Source organism: Caulobacter sp. GW821-FHT09B11 (genome assembly GCF_059418205.1).
Window position 1 is genome coordinate 105633 of record NZ_JBWKPK010000001.1, and the last position, 23543, is coordinate 129175.

The following is a 23543-nucleotide window of genomic DNA, read 5'->3' on the forward strand; positions in this document are numbered from 1 at the left end:
GAGACCCATGCCGCGCAAGCTCGTCGTCGGAAACTGGAAGATGAACGGACGGATGGACGACCTGCCCGTCCTCGGCGCGATCGGCGCGGCGGCGGCCGACCATTCGACCATCGAGGTCGGGGTAGCCGTGCCCGCGACCTTGCTCATTCCCGCCGGGCAGATGGCCGGCGCCCTGCGCATCGGCGCCCAGGACATCCACCCCGCCGACAAGGGCGCCCATACCGGCCGCCTATCGGCGCCGATGGTCAAGGACGCTGGAGCGGCCTTCACCATCGTCGGCCACAGCGAATGCCGCGCCGCCCATCGCGAATCCGACGCCACGGTGCGCGACAAGGCCCAGGCCGCCCTCGCCCACGGCCTGTCGGTGATCGTCTGCGTGGGCGAACGCCTGGAGGACCGCGAGGCCGGCCGGGCCGAGACCATGGTGTCCGAACAGCTGATCGCCAGCCTGCCCGCCGACGCCACCGGCGGCGTTCTCTCCGTCGCCTACGAGCCGATATGGGCGATCGGCACGGGCCGTATCCCGACGCTGGCCGACATCGCCGCCATGCACGCGGCCCTGCGCGCCGCCTGCGCCAAGGCCCTCGGCGAGGCGGGGCTCGGCGTTCGCCTGCTCTATGGCGGGTCGGTTGCGCCCGACAACGCCGCCGAAATCCTGGCGGTCGCCAATGTCGACGGCGTGCTGGTCGGCGGCGCCAGCCTGACGGCAGAAGCCTTCCTGCCGATCATCGCCAGCGCCCGCCGCAAACCGATCGCCGCCTGACGGGCGCGACAGCCGGCCGCCTTGTCGCGGCCGGCCGTCGATCTGCCATGACGCGGCCTAGAAGCGGACGCGCAGGTTCAGGCCCGCCGACTGGCTCCTGGTCCGGTCGCCGAACTCGGTGGCGTAGTTGAACCGCACGGCCACCTTGTCGTCGCCGATCACGTGGATGTCGGCGCCGAGCCTGTAGGCGGTCTTGTCCAGCACCGTGCGGATTTCGGCCGGAGCCGAGGCCGGGTTGGCGCCGGCCAGCCGGAACGGCATCTCGATCCGGTCGGACGAGTTGAACACGCCGCCGAAGGTGAACGACACCGCGGCCTGGCTCTTCTGCGTCTCCTTGAAGACGAAGCCCAGGGTGACCTCGGGATTGGCGCCGGCCAGCAGCTGGGTGTGCGAGACGCCGTTGACGCCGATCCCGTCCAGCCCGCTCTCGGCGAAGCGCTGCTGGTGCAGGCCGGTGGCCCAGACGTTCAGCGCCGGCCGCACGAACAGGCGTCCGTTCTCGATCACATAGGCGAACCGCGCGTCGGCGCGGACATAGCCGCTCTGCGGCTCGGCCTCGCCGCGCCCGCTGGCGAAGACGTCGACGCTGCGCGCGGTCTCCATCCACTGCCAACCGCCCGACAGCGAGAAGGCCATCTCGGCCCCGGTGTCGGCGCGCCGCTTGACGCCCGCCCCGGCGGTGAAGCCCTGGCCGCGCGAGCGGGCCCGCATGCCGTCGACCAGCACGCTGTCCAGCCGCTCGAAACCGACGCCCGCCGCCAGCGACCAGTCGCCGGCCAGGGGCTGCTCGAAGCCGCCGCTGAGACGTCCGCCCTCGGCCTTCGTGCCGAACACCTCGGCGTCGGCGTCGCCCTTGGTCGAGGCCGTTTCGATGGAGGCCCATGAGCACTTGCCATCCACGCGGCGGGTCGGCTGGGCGCAGCCGAACAGCTTCTGCGAGAAGCTGTTCGAGGTCGCCAGTTGGCTGCGCAGCGGCGCCAGGTAGGGCTCAGGGCTGAGGTTGCGGAAGATCGTCGCGTACGACGCCTCCTCGCCGACCCGCAGGTTGCCGATCAGGGCCATGAGACGGCCGATGCCGCTGGAGTCGCCCAGGGTGATCGCCGAGTTCATGTGCCGGCCCAGGGATTGGCCGTTCCGGTTCAGGAAGCCCTGGTCGAAGTGGCTGGTGAAGGCCAGCTGGATCGCGGTCGGCGTCGTCTCGATCCGGTAGTCCATCGCCAGGGTGTCGGTGATCTTCAGCCCGGCGTCGGTGGCCTTGCCGCCGGTGGCGAACAGGGTCACCGGCTTGGCGTCCTGCAGCCAGGTCAGCACCACGTCGCCCGCGCCGGCCACGGTCGCATCGCCGGTGACGTTGACCCGGTCGGAGGCATAGGGGCCGTAGGCGACGTCGAAGGCCAGGTGGCCGGTCGAGGTCTGCTCGAAGTGGCCGTCCAGGGCGACGGTGTTGATCACCCGCGCGCCATACAGCGGATTGGTCGCCGGATTGCTCGCGGCGTCCAGGTTGCCGAACGCTTCGCCCTTGGCCAGGTCGATCGGAACGCGCGAGGCGCTCAGACCCATCTGGAAGTCGCCGCTGTTAGTGAAGGTCGCGGCCGAGCCCGCTGCGGCCGTCGACACGCCCTGGGCCGTCAGCGTGACCTCGTCCGACAGGCCGTGGACGCCGACAGCGTCGCGCAGGTCGATCGTGTGATAGGCCACGAAGGTCGCGCCGGCGTTGTTGGCGAAGCTGTTGACGCCCGCCCCCAGGTCGATGTCGCCGATGACGACGCCGCTGTTGCGCACGGTCTCGTCGCCGTCGGTGGCGTCGATGGCCTTCCCCGAGACCGCCGAGATCTGGCCCGAGGTGGTGACGAGGTTCTTGGCCCCGCCGTCGATCTTCAGGCCGACGCCGGTTCCCGAGCCGCCGCGCACCGCGCCGTCCAGGACCACGCGGATGTCGCCCGCGCCATCCTTGCCCAAGCTCTGGGCGAAAATGGCGGAAGCGTCCTTGCCGAGCGCCAGGACCGCATCGGACAGGTTCAGGGTGATCGCCCCGCCGCGACCCGCGCCGCCGGCCGAACCGGCGAAGACGCCATCGACCCAGCCGCCGCCGCCGCCCAGGGTCTGGGCCACGATCCCGTAGGCCCCCTCGCCCTCGGCCAGCAGGCCGCCGGACTGGGTGAAGCGGATGTCGCCGCCGTCGCCGGTGTTAGCCTTGGACAGGCTCACGCCCGAAGCGCCCGACGCGCCGAACACCGCCCCGCCGCCGCCGCCGATGCTCTGCAGGAAGACGCCGTGCGCGCCCTTGCCGCTCGTACCGATCGCGCCCGCATGGCCGAGCAGAATGTCGCCGCCGTCGCCTTCCGCGCCGCCGGTTCCGCCGAGGGCCAGGGTGCTGGAGACCACGCCCGACAGGGTCGCCGCCCCGCCGCCGGCCCCGATCGACTGCACGACCAGGCCCGAGGCGTAGTCGCCATAGGTGACCAGGTCGCCGGTGAAGCCGGCCGTGACCACGCCGCCGTCCAGGCCCGAACCGCCGGCCGAACCGAGGCTGACATTCGGCTTGGTCGTCGAGGCGCCCTGGCCGGTCAGGTCCAGCGAGCCGAGGCCGCCGCCGCCGCCCAGGCTCTGCAGGATGACGCCCGTCGCCAGGTCGCCCGTGGTGGCGATCGCGCCGGTCTGGGTGCGGTTCACCGCCCCGCCGGTCTCGTCGACGCCGCCCGAGCCGCCCAGGGCCAGTTCCACCGCGCCGATGGTCGCGCCGTGCGGCACGGAGAGATCGATGACGGCGCGGCCGCCGCCGCCGCCGATCGACTGGTCCAGCACGCCGGCGGTGTTGCCGCCGTTGGTCAGGACGTCGCCGACCAGCGTACCGGTCAGCGTACCGCCCGCATTGCGCACGCCGTCGACCCCGCCCAGGGCGACATCGACATGCATCGGCGCGTCGGTGGACGCGGCCGGCGCCTCGTCGCCAGCGAAGTCGAGATTGATGGTCAGCACGCCGCCGCCGCCGCCGATCGCCTGGTTGAAGGCGCCGGCGCCGTTGTCGCCGGCCACGGCCAGGCCTCCGGTGGTTATGATCCTGGCCGCCGCGGCGTTCATGTCGGCCACGCCTTGCGCGCCGGCTCGCGCCGCAAGGCGCGGATCGGTCACGACCTTGCCGGCCTTGTCGAGATACGGCACGCCCGTCATGCCGCGCACGGCCGAGAAGTCCAGCTTCAGCGTGCCGCCGCCGCCGTTGATGCTCTGTGCGACCACGGCCTGGGAGCCTTCGCCCAGCACTGTGACGTCGCCAGACTGGATGACGGTGACCTCGCCGCCCTGCCCGCCCTTGCCGCCGCCGACCGCGCCCATCAGGGCGTTCAGCGCGCCGGTGACCAGCAGGCTCTTGACGTCGCCGACCAGCGACAGGCCGACGCCGGCATTGCCGCCGCCGCCGCCGATCGACTGGGCGAGAATGCCGTTGGCGTTGGCGCCGCGCGTGACGATCGTGCCGGTGTTCTCGACCCGCACCGTCCCGCCGTCGCCGCCGTCGCCGCCGGCCCCGCCGACCGAGATCAGGGGCTTGGTGGTGTCCTGGGCGGCCGAGCGCAGAACCGCCAGCACCATGCCGCCATTGCCGCCGCCGCCGCCGATCGACTGGGCCAGGACGCCGTGAGCGCCGTCGCCGCTGGTGTCGATCAGGCCGCTGTTCTGGACCGTGACCGAGCCGCCGCTATTGCCCGTGCCGCCGAAGCCGCCGACGTTCAGGGCCGCCACGGTGCTGCCGTCGCCCGACTTGAGGTTGGAGATCGAGCGGATCGCCGTGCCGTTGCCGCCGCCGCCGCCGATCGACTGGGCGAAGACGCCGTAGGAATCGACGCCCTCGGTGACGATCTTGCCGCTATCGGCGTCGCCCGCGACCGAGCGGTTGATCACCAGGACGTCGCCGCCCTTGCCGCCGTCACCGCCGCTGCCGCCGACATTGAGGGTGGCGCGGAAGGTGGTGTTCTCCTTGGTGTCGACCGTCAGGGTGTTGGAGATGATCCCGGCGTTGCCGCCGCCCCCGCCGATGCTGTTGGCCGAGATGCCCGAGGCGTAGTCGCCCTGGGTCCAGATATAGCCCTCGTTGACGACGGTGACCGCCTTGCCCAGCGCGCCCGTGCCGCCGAAACCGCCCAGATTGATCGCCGCCGCCGTCTTGTCGCTGCCCTCGTCGCTGCTGGACGTGACCACGGCGCCGCCGACGCCGCCCCCGCCGCCGACCGACTGGGCCAGTATGCCGTTGGAATAGTCGCCTGTGGTGACGATCACACCGGTGTTGGTGACGTTGACCACGCCGCCCCACGCGGCGTCGCCGCCGCTGCCGCCGACCGCGACCGCCAGGGTCGCCGACACCGCGCCCTCGTCCTCCTTGGCGACCTTGGTCTTGGACTTGACGATGACCGCCCCGCCCACGCCGCCGCCGCCGCCGTTCGACTGGGCCAGGATGCCGTCGGAGCGGTCGCCCTGGGTGACGATCAGGCCCGACTGGGTGACCGTCACGTCGCCGCCCCTGGCGCCCGTGCCGCCGTCGCCGCCGATCGACAGCTTGGCCGCCGAGGTGGTGTCGATATTGGTCAGCACCATGCCGCCCGCGCCGCCGCCGCCGCCCACCGACTGGGCGAAGACGCCGCGAGAGTCGTCGCCGGTGGTGACGATGGCCGCGTCGCTGTCGACCTTGACCGTGTCGCCGCTGGCGCCGGACCCGCCCTTCAGACCGACCGTGAGGCCGGCGTTGTAGGTGCGCTCTTCCTTGTCGCCGCCGGTGCGGGTCTGGGCCGCGATCGAGCGCGTGCCGCTCTTGCCGCCGCCGCCGCCGACCGACTGGGCGAAGACGCCGTTGGAGCTGTCGCCGGTGGTGCTGAGCAGGCCGCTGACGCTGACCACGACCTCGCCGCCCCGGCCGCCGGACCCGCCCTCCTGGCCGAGGCCCACGGAGATCTTGTTGCTGGCGCCCAGCGCCATGGCGGTGTTGACCGCGGTGTTGCCGCCGCCCCCGCCGATCGACTGGGCGATGATCGCGTCGGAATCCTCGCCGGTGGTGACGATGACGCCGTTCTGGCGGACGTCGACCTTGCCGGCGACGCCGCCCGAGGTCGGATCGCCGCCGACCGCCAGGGCCACGGCCGTGGTCTTTTCGACCTTGCCCATGCCGATGTTGTAGTTGGCGTTGCCGCCGCCGCCGCCAATCGACTGAGCCACCAGGCCGTCGGAATCCGCGCCGGCCGTGCGGATGTCGCCGTTGTTGATCACGGTGACGGCCTCGCCGACGCCGGACGAGCCGCCGTTGCCGCCGACCGCCAGGACCGCCGCCACGCTGGCCACCGAGGGATCTTCGTCCTTGGCGCCCGACTGGGCGTAGACCAGCACGGCGTTGACGCCGGCGTTGCCGCCGCCGCCGCCGATCGACTGGGCCACCAGGCCGTCGGAATTGTCGCCGAAGGTCTGGATGGTTCCAGCGTAGACGTCCTCGTCGAGGACGTCGCCGCGCACCACGGTGACCACGCCGCCGTCGCCGCCGGCTCCGCCGGTGCCGCCGACCCCGGCCGCCAGCGGGCTGCCCGCCTTGGCCGCCACGGCCGTGACATTGACCCCGCCCGAGCCGCCGCCGCCGCCGATCGACTGGACCAGAACGCCGGTCGCGCCGCCGGTGTAGTCGACCGCCGTCAGGACCGTCTTGCCATTGGCGTCGGTCGTGACCTGGCCGTTGACGAGGATGTCGCCGTTGCTGGTCAGCTTGACGTCGCCCGCGTCGGCGCCCGTGCCGCCCAGGCCGCCGATGCCGACGCCCAGGGCGTAGCCCCGCGCATTGTTGCTGCCGTTGCTGGCCGCGGCCGTGACGCTGAGCCCGCCGTCGCCCCCGCCGCCGGCGATCGACTGGACGAGCACGCCGATGGCTTCGACGCCCTCGACCAGCACCTGGCCGGTCTGGACGACGGTGACGTCCTTGCTGATGTTGCCCGCGCCGCCGAAGCCGCCCACGCCGAAAGCCGCAACAGGCTCCTTGGTCGTGGAGGCGGCCTTGATCCCGGCCGAGATGTTGATGCCGCCCGCCCCGCCGCCGCCGCCGATCGACTGGACCGAAAGGCCGCGCGAGCGATTGCCGTTGGCGAAGAGGTCGGCGTCGACATTTGCCAGGACGACTCCGCCCATGCCGCCGTCGGCCCCGAAGCCGCCGATGCCGAGCGTCGCCGAGCCGTTCATGGCCAGGCTGCCGGCGACGTTGATGCCGCCCGCCCCGCCACCGCCGCCGACGCTCTGGATCAGCACTGCCGACTCGCCGTCGCCGGCCGCGACCATCTGGGCGCGGTCGGTGCTCTGGCCATTGTTGATCGCGACCGTGACGTCGCCGGCGCCGCCGCCGCCGCCGCCGAAGCCGCCGATGCCGAAGGTCGCCACGCGGCTCTTGCCCGAGGACGAGCTGAGCGCCACGTCGCCCGAGACGTTGATCCCGCCGTCGCCGCCGCCGCCGCCGATCGACTGCACGATGACGCCGCTGGCGCCGCCCTCGCGCTTGATGCCGACCTGGACGCCGTCTTCGTCGAAGACCGCGGCCTGCACGACCCGGCCCGTGGCCACGACGCTGCCCTCGATCGTCGCGTCGACCGCGCCGGCCTTCTGGCCGCCGCCGCCCTTGCCGCCGATCCCGATGGCGACGCCCAGGGCGCTGCCGCCGGTGCTGCCCGCGATCGTGCCCGAGACGTTGACGCCGCCCGTGCCGCCGCCGCCGCCGATCGACTGGACGACGACGCCGTCCGAATTGGCGCCGCTGGTGTAGGTGTCGCCCTGGCGCACGAAGGTCACGGACTCAGCCGTACCGCCGCCGCCGCCGGCCCCGCCCAGGCCGACGCTGACGCCGAGCGTGCCTTCCGAAGCCAGGGACACGGCGCCCGAGATATTCATGCCGCCGCTGCCGCCGCCGCCGCCGATCGACTGGATCAGCAGGCCGATGGCGTCGTCGCCGTCGGTGCTGACGGTTCCGGTGACGCTGGCCTCCACCACGCCGGCCGCACCGCCGAGACCGCCGGCCCCGCCGACGCCCACGGCGACGGCGCCCGACGCGCCGCCCTTGCCCAGGCTCAAGCCGCCGCTGATGTTGAAGCCGCCCGAACCGCCGCCGCCGCCGATGCTCTGGATGACGATCGCGCCGGACTTGTCGCCCTGGGTGAAGACGTCGCTTTCGATCTTGGCCTTCACGCCGCCCGCGACCGCGCCGCCGCCTCCGCCGCCGCCCGCGCCGCCGACCCCGACCATGCTGACGCCGGACGAGCTGCTGCCCGAGAGCCCTCCGCTGACGTTGAAGCCGCCGGTCCCGCCGCCGCCGCCGATGCTCTGCAGCAGGATGGCCTCGGATTCATCGCCATAGGTCGCGACGCCGCCGGTGATAACAGCGTCAACCTTGCCGGCCGCGCCGCCGCCGCCGCCCGTACCGCCGACGCCGACGCTGACAACGCCGGAGATGTTGCTGGCGGCCGAGATTCCGCCGCTGACGTTGAAGGCGCCGTTGCCGCCGCCGCCGCCGATGCTCTGGGCCACGACGCCGCGCGAGCGGTCGTCGGTGGTGATCGCCAGATAGATCTTTCCGCTGGTTCCCGCCGCCGCCGCGCTGGAGGCGTTGAGGGTCACCTTGTCGGACTGGCTGCCGCCGCCGCCCGATCCGCCGACGCCGACGCTGACCGCGCCCGCGCCCTTGCCGGCCAGGGCGATGCTGCCGGAGACGTTGAAGCCGCCGTCGCCGCCGCCGCCGCCCAGGCTCTGGGCGACGATGGCGTCGCTGTCGTAGCCGGCCGCGATGATCTCGCCGATGACGTCGAGGGTCACGGCGCCCGAAGAGCCGCCCGTGCCGCCCGCCCCGCCGACGCCGACGCTGACCGCGCCGGCCCCCGTGCCGGAGGCCGCCAGGGTTCCGGAGATGTTGAACCCGCCGGAGCCGCCGCCGCCGCCGATCGACTGGGCGACCACGGCGTCGGATTTCTCGCCGTCGGTGGCGACGTCGCCGATCACGCTCGCGCCGACCCGCCGGCCGACGCCGCCCGTACCGCCGGATCCGCCGACGCCCACGCTAACCGCGCCGCCGCCCGTGCCGGCCAGGGTGACAGCGCCGGAAATGTTGACGCCGCCCGAACCGCCGCCGCCGCCCACGCTCTGGGCCAGGAAGCCGCCCGACTGGTCGCCGCGCGTAGTGATGGCGTGCGCCAGGGCGTCGACTTCGCTGGCGTTGCCGCCGCCGCCGCCCGAACCGCCCACGCCGACGCTGATCGCGCCCGCGCCGGTGTTGGCCAGGGCGACCGCGCCCGAGACGTTGAAACCGCCGGAGCCGCCGCCGCCGCCGATCGACTGAGCCATCACGCCCGCCGAGCCGTCGCCCCAGGTGTCGACCGAGCCGTTGACGGTCGCATGGACGGTCTCGCCCAGCAGCGGATCGCCGGCATGGCCGCCCAGGCCGCCCGCGCCGCCGACGCCCACGGCGATCGCGCCGCTGCCCGTGCCGGCCGCCGACAGGGCGCCGGAAATGTTGAAGCCGCCCGAGCCGCCGCCGCCGCCCACCGACTGGGCCAGGAAGCCCGTCGACTGGTCGCCCACCGTCAGAATGCTCTGCGCCTCGGCTGTGACGCCCTTGGCGTGGCCGCCGCCGCCGCCCGAACCGCCCACGCCGACGGCGATCGCGCCGCTGCCCGTGCCGCCCAGGCCGATCGCGCCCGAGACGCTGAAGCCGCCGCTGCCGCCGCCGCCGCCGATCGACTGTACGGTGACGCCGTTCGACTGGTCCTGCAGGGTGACGACGCCGCCGCCCGCCTTGCCGGTGACGTTACCGGCGTCGCCGCCGCCGCCGCCCGAGCCGCCCACGCCGACGCTGATCGCGCCGGCGCCGGTGCTGCCCGCGCCGATCCCGCCGGCGATGCTGAAGCCGCCCGAACCGCCGCCGCCGCCGACGCTCTGCACCAGCAGGCCGCCCGACTGCACGCCGTCGGTCAGGATCGCGCCGTCGGCCGTACCCTTGACGTTGGCCGCGTCGCCGCCGCCGCCGCCCGAGCCGCCGACACCGACGCCCACGGCCAGCGCCCCGGTCCCCATCGCCAGGGAGCCGGCCACCGCGAAGCCGCCCGAGCCGCCGCCGCCGCCCAGGGACTGGATGGTCACCGCCGTCGAGCGGTCGCCATAGGTCGTCACGGGGCCGCCGATGTAGCCGATGACCTCGCCGCCGTCGCCGCCGTCGCCGCCATTGCCGCCGACGCCCGCGCTGAGCGCGCCGCCCAGGCCCGCCGAGGCCGACAGCGAACCGGCGATGGCGAAGCCGCCGCCACCCCCGCCGCCGCCCACCGACTGGATCAGCACGCCGCCGGAGTCGTCCTGCCTGGTGAGGATCGAACCGTCGAAGCTGGTGTCGACCAGAAGGCCGTCGCCGCCCTTGCCGCCCGAACCGCCGATGCCGACCGAGGCCGAGATCGAAAGACCCCCCGCTCCCGCTCCGGCGAAGGTCAGGGCGAAGCCGCCCGTGCCGCCGCCGCCGCCCACCGACTGGGCGACCAGGCCGGTCGAGAACCGGCCGTCGGTCTGGATGGAGCCGCCGGAGTCGATGTCGACCACGCCGCCGTCGCCGCCGGCCCCGCCCGTGCCGCCGATGCCGATGGCGAAGGCGCCGGCCGCGGTCTCGCCGGCCGCGAAGCTGTAGGACATGGCGAAACCGCCGGCCCCGCCGCCGCCGCCCACCGACTGGGCGAAGATCCCCTCGGCGCTCTCGCCGCTGGTGATGATGTCGACGTCGCCGTCGATGGTGACCAGGCCGCTCGAGCCGCCGGCCGCGCCGTCGCCGCCCAGGGCGATGCTGGCCCCGACGCCGTAGCCCACGCTGGTCTGGGACGCGAAGCCGCCGGCCCCGCCGCCCCCGCCCACCGACTGGGCGAAGATCCCGCGCGAGCGGTCGCCGCCAGTCTTGATCAGCGGATTGACGATCACGGTCTGGCCGTTCTGGACCACCGTGGTCGGGGTGAGGTTGACGGTGACGTCGCCGCCGGTCCCGCCGCTGTCGCCCTGGCCGCCGATGGCCACGCCGGCGAACACGCTGACCGAGGTCGCCGAGCCGCCGCTGCCGCCGCCGCCGCCCACGCTCTGGGCGAAGATGCCGTGCGAGTCGTTGCCCGTGGTCTCGATCCGGCCGCCGTGGCTGACCGTGACCAGGCCGGAATCGCCGCCGCTCTTGCCCCCGCCGCCGATGGTCAGGAAGACGCCGCCGGACGAGCCGCCGTCGCCGCCGCCGCCGCCCACCGACTGGGCGAAGATCCCGCTGGCCTTGGCCCCGTGGGTGGTGATGTCGCCGGTGTTGATCACCGTCACGGCCTTGCCGTCGCTGGCCGTGCCGCCCTTGCCGCCGATCGCCGCCAGGGCCCCGGCGTCGCCGCCCGTGCCGCCGCCGCCGCCCACCGACTGGGCGAAGATCCCGCGCGCCAGATCGTTGGTGGTCTCGATCGACCCGGCGTTCTCGACCCAGACCACGCCGCCGTCGCCACCCGATCCGCCGCCCGAACCGAGGGCCACGAGCCCGGCGGCCGAGCCGCCGACGCCGCCGCCGCCGCCGACCGACTGGGCCAAGATGCCGCTGGCGCCCTTGCCGGTGGTGACGATCCTGGAGCCCTGCTTGGCCTTCACCGTCACGGCGCCGCCATTGCCGCCCGAGCCGCCGTTGGCGGTGCCCAGGCTGACCAGCGCGCCGGTCGAGCCGGACGCCCCGCCCGAACCGCCGATCGATTGGGCGAAAATACCGTAAGCGTCGACGCCCTCGGTGCCGATGGAGCCGGTGTTCTCGACCCACACCAGGCCGCCGTCGCCGCCGACGCTGCCCGCGCCCGGATCGGCCACGATGCCGTAGCTCGAGCCGCCGCCGCCCGCGCCGCCGCCCAGGCTCTGGGCCTGGATGCCGGCCGACTTGTCGCCGGTCGTGTAGATGTCGCCGCTGTTGTAGACGTAGACCGAGCCGGCCTGGGCGGCCGCGCCGCCGCTGCCGCCGCCCGAGGCGATGTAGCCCTTGCCCCCGGCCCCGCCGGTGCCCGCGCGGCTCTGGGCGAAGATGCCTTGGGACTCGTCGCCCGAGGTGGTGATCTTGACGTCGGTGTGCAGGACGACGTCGCCGCCCTTGCCGGCCGTGCCGCCTGAAGCCCCCGGGACGTTGACGCCCCAGCCGTCGCCGCCCTTGCCGCCGTTGCCGCCGTAGCTGGCCGCGACGATCCCCGGCAGCTTGTCGGAGACGCTGGTGATCGGCCCCTTGCTGGCGTCGACCGTCTCGTTGATGGCCGGGCCGTCCTGGCCGTTGCCGCCGGAACCGGCGTTCTTGCCGACGGTCAGGCAGCCCAGGACGCCGAAGCAGATGCGGACGCCGCCGCCGTCGCTGCCGCCCTTGCCGTTGTCTCCGACCTTGATGAAGCTCAGCGTGTTCTTGTCGTCGATGGCCGGCGTGTAGTTCAGGCCCGTACCGGCGGCCAAGCCGCCCGAAAAGTCGGCGGGCTTGCCCGAGGCCGAGGTGACGAGGTCCAGCGTGTATTCCACGCCGCCGCCGTCCTTGACCTTTACGCCGACGGTCTTGCCGCCGCTGATGATCGGGGCGGTGACCGTGTAGGTCTTGTTGGCGGCGGGCGGCGGGTCCGGATCGCCCGGATTGGCCTTGACGGTCTCGGCCGTGCCGAAGTCGCCCGCCTGGAAGGTGTCGCCGGTCGTGGTGGCGATGACGATCAGGTGGCCTTCCTTGGTGCGAACCACCGCGCCGTTGACGATCGCCTCGACGGTCTCGCTGGCGCCGGTCAGCGGATTGGTGATCGACGCGCCGACGCTGTAGGTCGGGATCGCCGCTCGGGCCGGGCTGGACGACAGGACAGCGCTCGACAGGGTGGCCGCGGCCGCGACCATGGCGGCCACGCGCCGCAGGTCACGCGTCAGGCGTCGGCCCTGGGCGGTGCGCGCTTTGGAAACCGGGACCTTGCGCGCCCTACCGCTCTCGTTTCGTCCGGCGGGCTCGTGATGGGTCGCCTCGACCCGCTCGGCCGCCTCCTGGGCGTCGAGCCGCGCGGTGAGCTTCTGGAAGCCCGCGACAAGGGCAAGGGCCGCCGGATCCTGGCGCCCCGACAGCAGGTCGGCGATATCGGCGATCTGGGCGCGCGCGGAAGCACGATCGGCGGCCGACAGCCCGGCGGCGTCGGTGAAGACGACCAGGCTTTCCAACAATGCTGCGATACGCGCGTACGCCGTTTTGCTCGCGACCATGAATGCCCCCCTGCACCCAGCCAGACCCCGACAGCCCGGCGCTGCATACTGCGGCGAAAAGCAACTGGCCCATCGGCGACATCGCCGAACCAAGCTGAAGTTACAGTGTTCGGTCGCGGCACACAGCCGTGCTTACCGACCGATTTCGCTTTATTGCAGGAAAGCAGCAACAATCACGCCACTTCGCGCCTAGGGCGACCTTGAGGCCGCTCCCTTGTCCGCAAGGTGAAGTTGCAGGTCTGGCGATGCGTCGGGCCGGCCTCGCCGCCCGATCGACCCTGTTGGACTGAGCCAGAATGGGACGTCCCGCGCCTGACGCGGGACCTTCAGGACGCGCTCAGGGCGTCAGGCGCGCTCGCGCATGCGCTGGAAGATGTCGGCGAGCTTGTTTCCCGAACGGGCGGGCGCCGGCGGCTTCTCGGCGTAGGCCTGCAGGAAGCCGATGTCGCCGCAGGCGACGACGTCTTCGTTGGCGGCGGCCGGCGGGCAGCCGAAGAAGCCTTCCAGGGCGCGGACCATGGCTTCGGCCTCGGCCTGCCGCGAGGATCGCCCGGACTCGAAATCGGGCTCGAACTCCGGTTCGAACTCAGCCTCGGTCTCGGCCGTCTCGAAGATCTGATACGGCAGATTGATCTGGTTGATCATCGAGAAGAGGCGGTTGACGTCGCCGGACATGTCGTGGCTCCACCGCAAGGCGGTTCGGGGTTCAAGGTCGTCTGGCCCGCCTTTCCCTCCCCGCCATTTCGGCGAGCAGGACCAGGGCGGACGAGTAGTACGTGCGATCCGGCGGCGTCCCCCGAAGCCTCTGGATCGACGGGTCGTTCAAGGCCAGGGCGGCGATGTCGACACCCCCGCTAGATAACGGAAAGTCGGCTTCATGACCGTCGGACATATTGACCCATGCCGGTGGCCGTTTTTGGGCTTGAATGTTTCCACGCCAGTATTCCGCGGTCTGCGCGGCCAGCGAATCCTGGCCGCCCCAGGCCAGGTAGAGCGGCACGCGGATGGCGTCGAAACCGAACAGCGGCGGCTTGTCGGGGGCGGGCGCCAGGCTTCCGTCGGGATGCACCAGGAGCCAGTCGGGTGGAACCTTGCGGGCGCCGAACCGGCCGTCGCGCGCCAGGGTCACGCCGTCGGCGATGAGGGTCCGCCACGGCGCCTCGGCCCCGTCGGCGGAGGCGAAGTCCTGGAAGGCCGGCAGGATGAAATAGGACGGGTTGACGACCACCCCGGCCGGACCGCGAAAGCCCTCCAGTCCCGGCAGCAGCACCGTGCGCCCGCCGACCTCGATTACCAGCCGCTCGGCGATGGCGTCGCGGATGGCCTTGGACGCGGCGAGATAGCCGTCGTCGCGCCAGCGCCGCCCGGCCCGCAGCAGCGCCCAGGCCGCCAGGACGTCGCCGTCGGCGGCGTTGTTCTGGTCGGCGACGGGCGGCCGCGAGCGGGGATCGTAGCGCCAGGCCAGCAGCGGCGCGTTCTTCCGGGCCAGGTTGGTCCTGGTCCAGTTCCAGGCCCGGTCGAAGGTCTCGCGATCGCCATGGCCCTCGGCCAGCAGCATCGTATAGCCCTGGCTCTCGCTGTGGCTGATGTCGCCGTTCTCGGGATCGACCGTGCGGCCGTCGGGCCGGACATAGGCGGCCTTGAACGCGGCCCAGCCCTCGGCGGGCGGCCCGGCGCAGGCGCCCGAGGCTCCCGTCGCGGCGATCATCACCACCATCAGCAGCCTAGACCCGGTGCTCGAACACCAGCGGCGAAGCCGAAGGATCGCGGCAGGTGGTGACGCCGCCCGGGCTGCCCTGGGCGGCGAGCCAGGCGCCGTAGGCCCCCGCCAGAACCTCGGCCATGAGCGGCGGCCATGCTCGTCTGTCGTCGTCGTCGAGCGCATTGGGACAGGCCCCATGGGTGATGAGGATATGATCGTCCGCCGCCGCCAGCCGGGTCCAGCCCCAGTCCATCCCACCCAGCACGGCGTTCAGCTGAGCCTCCAGCTCGTCGAGCGTCTCGACGGTCGGCAGGGCGAAGCGGCGGGCCATGCGCTCGCCCGTGGCCCGCAGGAAGCGCCGGGCGGCGGTCGGATCGGCGACGGCGGTCAGTTCGCCGGCCAGGGCCGCCAGGAACGGCGACCACTGCGGGCTGACGCGGCGGCGGTTCAGATAGTCCAGGTCGCGCGCCCGGGCGTCATCTCCGCTCATCGGCCGCCCTCCCCGCCCAGGGTCTGCTTCACGCCCACGCTGACGGCGGTCTCGTTGTAGACGCCGAAGGTGTTGAAGTTGACGGCCCCGCCGATGCTGGCGCCGGGCCGGAACTGGTAGTCGGCCGATAGCCCCCCCGATATGCCGAACCCGCTGGCGCTTTCCGCCAGATAGCGCGGGAAGACGTCGCTGTCGGCCAGGGCCAGGGTGTTGAGTTCGGTCTGCAAGGCGACGTCCATCGGGAAGTAGGCCGCGCCGGCCTGGTTGTAGGTCTGGTAGCCCGGCGCGATCGCTCCCTTGAACTTCCAGGGCCCCTGGCGCCCGGTGACGCTGATCGGCGCGGTCAGGCTGGTGAACGACTTGGGGCTGAAATAGCCGCCGTGGCCCAGGCTAAAGAAGTTCTGGTTGTTGTCGAAGCCCTGCTGGTTGAGGTTGAAGCCGACCTGCACCTCGGTTTCGCCGCGGCGATAGGGGCGGATGTAGCCGCCCAGATTGACCTGGTAGCTGTCGTTGTCGGCCACGTGCTCGCCGTCGTAGTGGCCGTAGCTGGCGTCGCCGTAGAGCCCCGAGGCGCCGTCGTCATAGGATAGGCTGACCCCGCCGCCGGTGCGCATGACGCGGCCCCAGCGCTGGCCGGTGACCGGATCGCGGGCGCCGGCATAGGCCACGACGCTGTCGGTGACCGGGCGGCGCTCGATCCACAACTTGCCCTGGCCGTTGGCGCCCAGGCGCGGCGAGAATGCGACTCCGCCGGCGACGTCGATGTCGCCGAAGCCGATCGGGGTCGTGCCGATGTCGGCCGACAGCGGACCCGCCGCCATGGCTAGGTTGATCGCCGCCCCCGAGGCGCTCTGCGGCGCGGCGGCGTAGACGGGCGCGAAGGCGCCGACGATGGCGCGGGCGTTGATGATCTGGTTGGCGCCATAGCGCTGCTCGGCCGAGCCCGAGGGCGTGCCGCCGTCGATGCTGACCGGCGAGATCGAGGCGGTGAACCGCACCTCGCCCAGCGACGCCGAGCCCGAGGCCCTGGCCGACAGCTCGTGCAGCCGCCCCAGCCCCGCCTCGCCCGAGCGGGCGCGGATCTGGGCCGAGCCGGAGACCTCGGCGGCGGTGCGGGCAGTGATCTCGGCGATCTGGCGGTCGATGTCGCCGACCACCGGGTCGCGGGCGGCCGGCGCCACGAACGGATTGCCCGGCGACGGCGCGACGGTGGTCGTGGGACGCGGCGAGGCCGCCTCCCCCGCGCGGCCGTTGCGGCCGGTGAACGGGAAGGCCACGCCGGCGAAGCTGCGCTCGGCGACCGGCGCGGGCGCGGGCGCGGCGGGGGTCAGCACGCCTGCCAGCTGGTCGCCGCCGGACGCGACATCGACGGCGGCCAGGGGCGCGGCGGCGGCCGAGCTCATCAGGTCGTAGCGGCTGGCCGCCACCGGCAGCACCGCGGCGCGCGCCGGAACACCGCCGGACGTGAACGGATTGGGGCCGAGGCCGCCGCCCGGGGCGGCGTTCGAGCCGCCCGGCGCCAGCACGGCGTCCAACCCTGAACCGAAGGCCGGCCGCCGCTCGCGCAGGGTGCGGGCCATGCGCAGGGCCTCCAGCGCCGCCTTCTCGTCGCCGGCCTGGCGCTCGACCCGGGCCGAGGCGAGATAAAGGTCGGCGTCGCGCGGGCTGGCGGCGATCGCTTGAGCCAAAGTGCGGCGCGCGCCCGCCACGTCGCCCTTGGCGGCCGAGGCGTCGGCCAGGCCGATCAGGGCCTCCTTGTCGCCCGGCTTGGCGCGCAGCAGCACGGCGAAGGCCTGGGCGGCCTCGTCGTACATCCGGCCGTCCTGGTAGACGCGACCCAGCGGGGCCAGCAGGCGGGTGTTGCGCGGGGCGACCGCGAAGGCGGCCGACAGCACGTCGAAGGCGCTGGCCAGATCGCCGGCCTGGCGCAGGCGGTCGGCTCGCTCGGCCCCTAGGGTGGCGGTCAGGTCGGCGACCGCTCGAACCCCGTCCGGCGAGCCGCCGGAACGCGAAGAAGCCTGGCGGATGATGGCGGCGGCCTCGGCGTCGCGCCCGGCCTTGGCCAGCACCGCGACCATGCCGTCATAGCCGGCCGGCGCCTCGGTGACGCCCTCCACAAGGGTCCGCTGGGCCATGGCCAGGGCGGTCTGGCGGTCGCCCAGGTCGTAGAGCGCCGAGGCCAGGCGGCCCTGCGCCGCGACCGACAGCGCCGGGCGGGCGGCCAGGGCGCGCAACGAGGCGACGCCGCCGCCCTGTTTGGCCTGGTCGATGGCGGCGTCGATCTCGAGCCGGCCGCGCAGGGCCGTCATCTCCGGCGTCATCTTGCCGATCGGAGCACGATCAAGCAGGGCCAGGGCCTCGGACGGGCGGCCCTGCTGGTCGGCGAAGACGGCCGCGGCGTGGATCTGCTCGGGCTGGGTTCCGGCGCCGACCGGGGCCATCAGCCCCTCGGCCGCCTGGGCCTCGCCCTGGCCGGCCAGGAAGCGGGCGAAGTCGAGCCGCACCCAAGGGTCGGACGGCGCGGCGGCCAGGGCGCTCTCGAAGGCGGCGTTGGCGCCCGACAGGTCGCCGTTGGCCCACAGCTGGTTGGCGCGCTCGTGGTCGATGCGGCCGCGCAGCACGTTCTGGCCGCTGGCGTCGGGCTGCAGGGCCGGCGAAGCGGCCGCCACGGCGTCGGCCTCGGCCGTGCGGCCCTGGTCGAGCAGCACCTGGACGAGACCCTGCTGGGCCTCGGCCTGGTTGGGCGCGGCCGCCAGCACGGCGCGATAGGCGCTCTCGGCCTCGGCCGCCTTGCCCTGGCGACGCAGCGCCTCGGCCAGCAGGCCGCGCGCCAGCAGGCGGTCGGGATAGGTCTCGGCGGTCAGCGGCCGCAGCGTCTGCTCGGCCTTGATCACCTGGCCCTGGTCGAGCGCGGCCTGGGCGTCCTGCAGGCCGGCGTAGAAACGGGCGCTGGTCAGGGCCTCCTTCCAGCGCCCGGCGCTGGCGGGACTGGACCGGCCGGCCCGTCCCAAGAGATCGGCGGCCTCGCCGAAGCGCTGGGCCTGGAGCCGCACGAGGCCAAGCCCGCCCAGGGCGTCGGCGTCGCCCGCGCGACGGGCCAGGGCCGCCTGGAAGCGCCGCTCGGCCTCGGCGACGTCGCCGCCCTGCAAGGCCTCGAAGCCCTTGGCCCGGTCGCCGGCCGACGGGTCGACCGCGGCCGCCGCCGGGGCCTTGGGCGCGGTGCGTGCGGCGGCCAGCTTGCGCGATATCTCGGCGTCGTTGGGACGGGCGGCCAGGTAGTCGCCGAACAGGTCGGCGTTGCGCGGGCTCTCGTCCATCCAGGTCAGGGCCTGGCGCCAGGCGCTGGCGGCCTTGCCGGCGACGGAACCGCCGCCGCCCGCCAGGCGGGCCAGCAGGGCCACGCCCTCGCGGCGGCTGCCCTCGCGATAGGTCAGGGCCTGGCCGAGCGCCAGCTGCACGTTCTGGTCGCCCGGCTTGCGGGCCGACAGCGACCGCAGGCCCGCCTGGGCTTGGGCGACGCCGCCCGGCGCGCCGGCCAGGGTCTGGTAGTATTCCAGCGCGACGGCGTCGGGCGGGGTCGAGCCGCCGAACGCCTGGCGATAGGCGGCCGCGGCCGCCGCGTTCTCGCCCCGCTGGGCCAGACCCCGGGCCTTGGCCAGGTCGCCGCCGGCCGCCGCTGCGCCCGCCGGAGCCTTCGCCCCGCCGCCCGGCGCGTCGAGGGCCGCCAGGCCCCGCTTGGCCGCGGCGTTGCCGGGATCGGCCGCCAGGGCGCGCTTGTAGGCGTCGGCCGCAAGGTCCTTGCGGCCCTTCTGGCTCCAGAAGTCGCCCTGGCGCACCAGGGCGCCGACCGCGGCGCTTCCCCCCTGGGCCTGGGCGACTTGCGCCGTCCCGCCCGCCAGCAGGATGGCGGCCAGGGCGGCTTCCACGGACATGCGACGCAGGGTCTTCACTTCGCGCTACCTTCGAGACGGCGTCGCGCGATGGCCTTCAGCGCGACGATGAGCGGGAACGACAGGGCCAGGCCGACGCCGAAGATCGACAGCGCCAGCAGCAGCGGCCGCTGGCTGAGCCACCACATGCCGTAGACCCACCAGGGCAGGTCGCCGGTGTGGAACACCTTGCCGACCTGGAAGCTGGAGAAGCCCTCCTCGGTGACGATGGCCAGATCGCCCTGGATGCGGGCGTTCTGGGCCGGGTCGTCGAGGCGAGCCACCACCGCCGGCAGGCGGGTCGGATCGCTGGACAGCACGGCCACCACCGCCCGGCCGCGGTCGAAGGGCGAACGGAAGCTGACCAGCCCCTCGAAGCCTTCGCCGGCCACCAGCAGGTCGTCGGCATGGTCGCGGCCGGCCGAGGCCTCGCCGTCGGCCATCAGGAACAGGCGCTCGATCGGGGCCGCCAGCTTCAGGCGCAGGCGGTCGTCCTCGAAGCGCACCGGCGCGCCGGCGAACAGCGCCCCGAACCGGCGGACCATGTCGGGGCGGCCGATCAGCAGCACGTCGCGGCCCTTCAGCGAAGCCGCGTCGGCGTCGCGCGCGATCGCCACCCGGGTGACCGGGGCACCGGTGACGTCACCGAACCGGCCCATCAGCGCCAGATAGGCCTCGATGTCGGCCGGGGCGGGATTGGCGTCGAGCACGACGGTGGTCTTGTCGAGGTCGGCGTTGCGGGTGAACGGGAAGCCGGCGCTGGCGAAGAAGGCCAGGTTCGGCAGGGCCGCGAAGTGGCGGCCGCCGCTGAGGTCGATCGTGGTGTCCGGGTCGATCCCGCTGTGGACGTTGGTCGGCAGCTGGCCCTGGCAGGCCCCGGTCTTGTTGCTCTTGATGTCGAAATAGAACTGCAGCTGGCTGGCGCCGAACAGCAGGTAGGGCGGCAGGTCCAGGCTGTGCTCGTTACGGGCGAAGCGGTTGAACAGGCCCTGCACCTCGGCGGTGCGATCCTGGGCGCTGAGCCGGTAGGAGCGCAGGTACTGGCCGTTCAGCGACACGTCCAGGCGCGACTGCTCGCGGTCGAACCACGGCCCCTTCGGATAGCGATAGCGCACGCGCAGCGGCGCGCCCTGCACCGGCCACAGGAAGAGGTCGGGGGCGACGCGGAACGGCACGGCGACCGGGGCCGGCGACAGGCCCGGCGCTTGCAGGAGCTGGGCGTCGACCAGCTCGCCCAGGCGGACGGGGCGGTCCATGCGCAGCCAGCGCGGGGCGTCGTAGGCCGCGCGCGGCGCGATCAGGGCGGTGTCGACCTGGGCCATGGACCCGTTCAGCCCGCCCTGCGAGATGCTGAGCGCCAGGGCGGCGCGGCGGATCTCCGAGGTGTCGCGGCCGATGACCAGCAAGAGGCGATGATCGGGGGCCTGCGGATTGGCGACCACGGCCAGGGTCGGACCGTTCACCTGCGGCAGGGTCAGGCCGCCGATCGTCTGGCCCGACTGGCCGAACACTACGCCCTCGCCCTGCGGCAGGGCGCCGATCAGCGGCGGGAAGGAAAAGCCGCGATAGCTGGCCCGCATGCCGAAATAGGAGGCAGCCGCCCCCGCCCCGCGCAGCACCGCGTCGGAGGGGGTCTCGGCGAACACGAACGGCAGCACCAGCTTGCCGCCGCCTTTATCGAAGAACGGTCCGGGCAGCATCGACAGGTCCGGCGTCGCCGGCAGGCGCGAGACCGTCAGCTCCAGGCGCGAGCGCTGGTTGCTGACCGTCATCCACAGCGACGAATGCTGCGGGTCCTCGCAGGCGCGGGTGTAGTGGCCGATGAAGCGGAGGTTCAGGTTGTTGTCGCGCAGGAACAGGGCCGGATCGATCGGAATCGACCACTCGGTTCCGGCCGCCCGGTCGGGGGTCAGCATGACCGCGCCGGCCGGCTCGCCGTTCAGGGTCAAGGCCAGCTGCGAAAGATCGCCCAGCAGCGACGGCGAATAGGCGCCCGAGACGACAAGCCGAGCGGCGGTCACCACCTCGTCGCGGCGCAGGGTGAAGTCGACGCCCGCCTCGCCCTGCACGCCGCGCAGGCGCAGGGATTGGCCAAAGCCCAGGTCCTTGAGGGTCAGCACGCGGGTCGAGCCGGCCGGCGCCGCGGCGGGCGCGGGATCCTGCGCCCTCGCCTGCCCGCTCCAGCCCAGGCCGCCGGCCAGCAGCAGGCCCGCGACGATCACCGCCGCCCGGCCGCCGTCGGATCCGCCGCCCGTCCGCGAGCGCGGCGTCAGGGCCGCCGGCTTGGCCGCTCGCCACCAGAACAGGATGCTGGCGCTGGCCCGGACCAGGCCCGCCAGGGCGGCCAGCGGACGCACCGGCGCCCAGTGGGCGTTGGGCACCCAGGCGTCGGCGCGGCCGACGACGTTGCGCACCAGGTCGCGGCGTTCGGCGAAGCCGAGCGGCAGGAACTGCACTCTCAGGACCCCCTTGTCGAACATGATGGCCCGCGCCTTGAACGGACGGGCGCGCTCGTCCTGCAGGAACTCGACGGTGTCGATGTGGCGATCGTCGCCCCAGAAACCGTCGGGAACGATGGCCGACAGGCCGCCCATCGAGACCTCGCGGGTCTCCACCTCCAGCACCTCGCCGTTGGTCAAACGCAGGCGGGCGGGCAGGAAGGCCTCGATACGGACGTGCTGACGCACCTGCCGGGTCTCGCGGCCGACGGCGATGGCGGTCAACAGCACGAGCAGGCTGAACAGAGTCCAGAAGGCATTGAGCACCAGGGTGCCGACCAGCACGAAGTCCGGCTCGGCCGTCAGCAGCCGCCACATGGCGAAGCAGAGGCCGGCGATCAACAGGCCGGCGACCACGATGTGCGGCCACATCAGCGACCAGTCGAAATAGCCCCGCTCCAGCCGGCCGCCCTTGTCGGTGACGTTGAACTTGCCGTGCTTGGGCGCGAACAGGGTGACGATCGTCGGACCCAGCAGGTGGAAGGCCAGCAGGGTCTCGTAGATCTCGCCCCAGAACGCCATGCGTTCCTCGCCCTGCATGCGGTTGTTGGTGACGATCGAGTGCACCAGGTGCGGCAGGGCGTAGGCCAGGATCATCGGGGCCGAGGCGCTGATGATGTTGAAGCCCAACAGCAGGAAGGCCAGCGGCGAGGTCAGGAACACGATGCGAGGCAGCGGAAACTGGAAGTGCAGCATCGCATTCAGGTAACAGAGCCGCTGGGCGAAGCTCAGGCCCTTGCCGAACAAGGGATTATCGATCCGGAAGATCTGGGTCATGCCGCGCGCCCAGCGGATGCGCTGGCCGATGTGCAGGGCCAGGCGCTCGGTCGCCAGGCCCGCCGACAGGCGGATTTCCAGGAAGGCCGTGTTCCAGCCCCGGCGCTGCAGCTTCAGCGCGGTGTGGGCGTCCTCAGTGACGGTCTCGTGCGCGAAGCCGTGGGTCTCTTCCAGGGCCGAGCGGCGGATGATGGCGCAGGAGCCGCAGAAGAAGGCGGCGTTCCACAGGTCGTTGCCCGGCTGGACCACGCCGTAGAAGAGGTCGCCCTCGCCGGGGATGTCCTTCACCGTCTGGATGTTCCGCTGCACCGGATCGGGCGAATAGAAGTGGTGCGGCGTCTGCAGCAGGGCCAGGCGCGCATCTTCCTGGAACCAGCCGACGGTCATCTGCAGGAAGGCACGCGTGGGGATGTGGTCGCAGTCGAAGATGCAGACCAGCTCGGCGTCGGTCTGGCCCAGGGCGTGGTTGAGGTTGCCGGCCTTGGCGCCGAAGTTGTCGGGCCGGGTCATGTAGATCGCGCCGGCCTTCTCGGCGAAGGCCTTGAACTCGGGCCGGCGGCCGTCGTCGAGCAGGTACACCTTGAACCGGTCGCGCGGGTAATCCATGCCCAGCGCCGCCAGCACCGTGTCCTGCACGATCTCCAGGCTCTCGTTATAGGTCGGGATGTAGACGTCGACCTTGGGCCAGGACGCCGGCGCGCCGGTGATCGGCCGCACCGGCCGTTGCAGCGGCCAGGCGGTCTGCAGATAGCCGAGCAGCAGGATCAGCCAGGCGTAGATCTCGGCCAGGTAAAGGCCCGTGCCGAAGAAGGCCTCGCCCGGATTGCGGAAATGCAGGGTCTCGGTCGTGCGCCACCACAGATAGCGGGTGCTGACGATCACCGAGACGACGCACAAGGCAATGGTCAGGTGCTTGGACTGCGACAGGCGGTTGGCCGCGATCACCCCGACGATGGTCGCCAGGGCGAACAGCGCCTGGTCCTTGAAGCTGAGCGGGATGACGATGGCCACGACGCCGACGGCCGCGGCGGCGGCGATCAGCAGCGCCACGCCCAGCCGGGCCAGCGCCTGTCGGAGAAAGGGCCTCGAGGCCGCGAACCGCTGGGTCGAGGCGTCCATCAGGACCGCCTCA

At 73.0% G+C, this 23543-nt stretch carries 7 protein-coding genes; 1 reads left to right on the forward strand and 6 read right to left on the reverse strand.

The genetic code is table 11. From position 1 onward, the window contains the following. Positions 1–7 precede the first annotated feature (7 nt). Positions 8–763 (forward strand): triose-phosphate isomerase, encoded by a 756-nt coding sequence (tpiA, locus tag AC07N1_RS00400; protein WP_494669954.1) that lies wholly within the window; start codon positions 8–10, stop codon positions 761–763. A gap of 57 nt (positions 764–820) precedes the next feature. Here tpiA and AC07N1_RS00405 read toward each other — a convergent pair whose 3' ends face one another. From AC07N1_RS00405 to bcsA, 6 genes are all read right to left on the reverse strand, one after another. Then, positions 821–13015 carry a hypothetical protein gene (locus AC07N1_RS00405; protein WP_494669955.1) on the reverse strand — a complete coding sequence of 4065 codons (12195 nt, stop codon included), beginning with the start codon at positions 13013–13015 and terminating at the stop codon, positions 821–823. A 345-nt stretch (positions 13016–13360) separates the two neighbouring features. Then, the gene (locus AC07N1_RS00410) at positions 13361–13690 is read right to left on the reverse strand and encodes a hypothetical protein (protein WP_494669956.1); all 330 of its coding nucleotides are present in this window, start codon (positions 13688–13690) and stop codon (positions 13361–13363) included. 31 nt (positions 13691–13721) lie between these two features. Continuing rightward, the gene (locus AC07N1_RS00415) at positions 13722–14723 is read right to left on the reverse strand and encodes a family 8 glycosyl hydrolase (RefSeq protein ID WP_494669957.1); all 1002 of its coding nucleotides are present in this window, start codon (positions 14721–14723) and stop codon (positions 13722–13724) included. 16 nt (positions 14724–14739) lie between these two features. Further along, on the reverse strand, positions 14740–15207 hold the full coding sequence (bcsD, locus tag AC07N1_RS00420) for a cellulose biosynthesis protein BcsD (protein WP_494669958.1): 468 nt from the start codon (positions 15205–15207) through the stop codon (positions 14740–14742). After that, entirely contained in the window at positions 15204–19139 is a 3936-nt protein-coding gene (locus AC07N1_RS00425; protein ID WP_494669959.1) for a cellulose biosynthesis protein BcsC, read from the reverse strand. The genes bcsD and AC07N1_RS00425 overlap by 4 nt, the downstream gene beginning before the upstream one ends. Positions 19140–19153: 14 nt before the next feature. Next, positions 19154–23530 (reverse strand): UDP-forming cellulose synthase catalytic subunit, encoded by a 4377-nt coding sequence (bcsA, locus tag AC07N1_RS00430; RefSeq protein ID WP_494669960.1) that lies wholly within the window; start codon positions 23528–23530, stop codon positions 19154–19156. Positions 23531–23543: the final 13 nt, after the last annotated feature.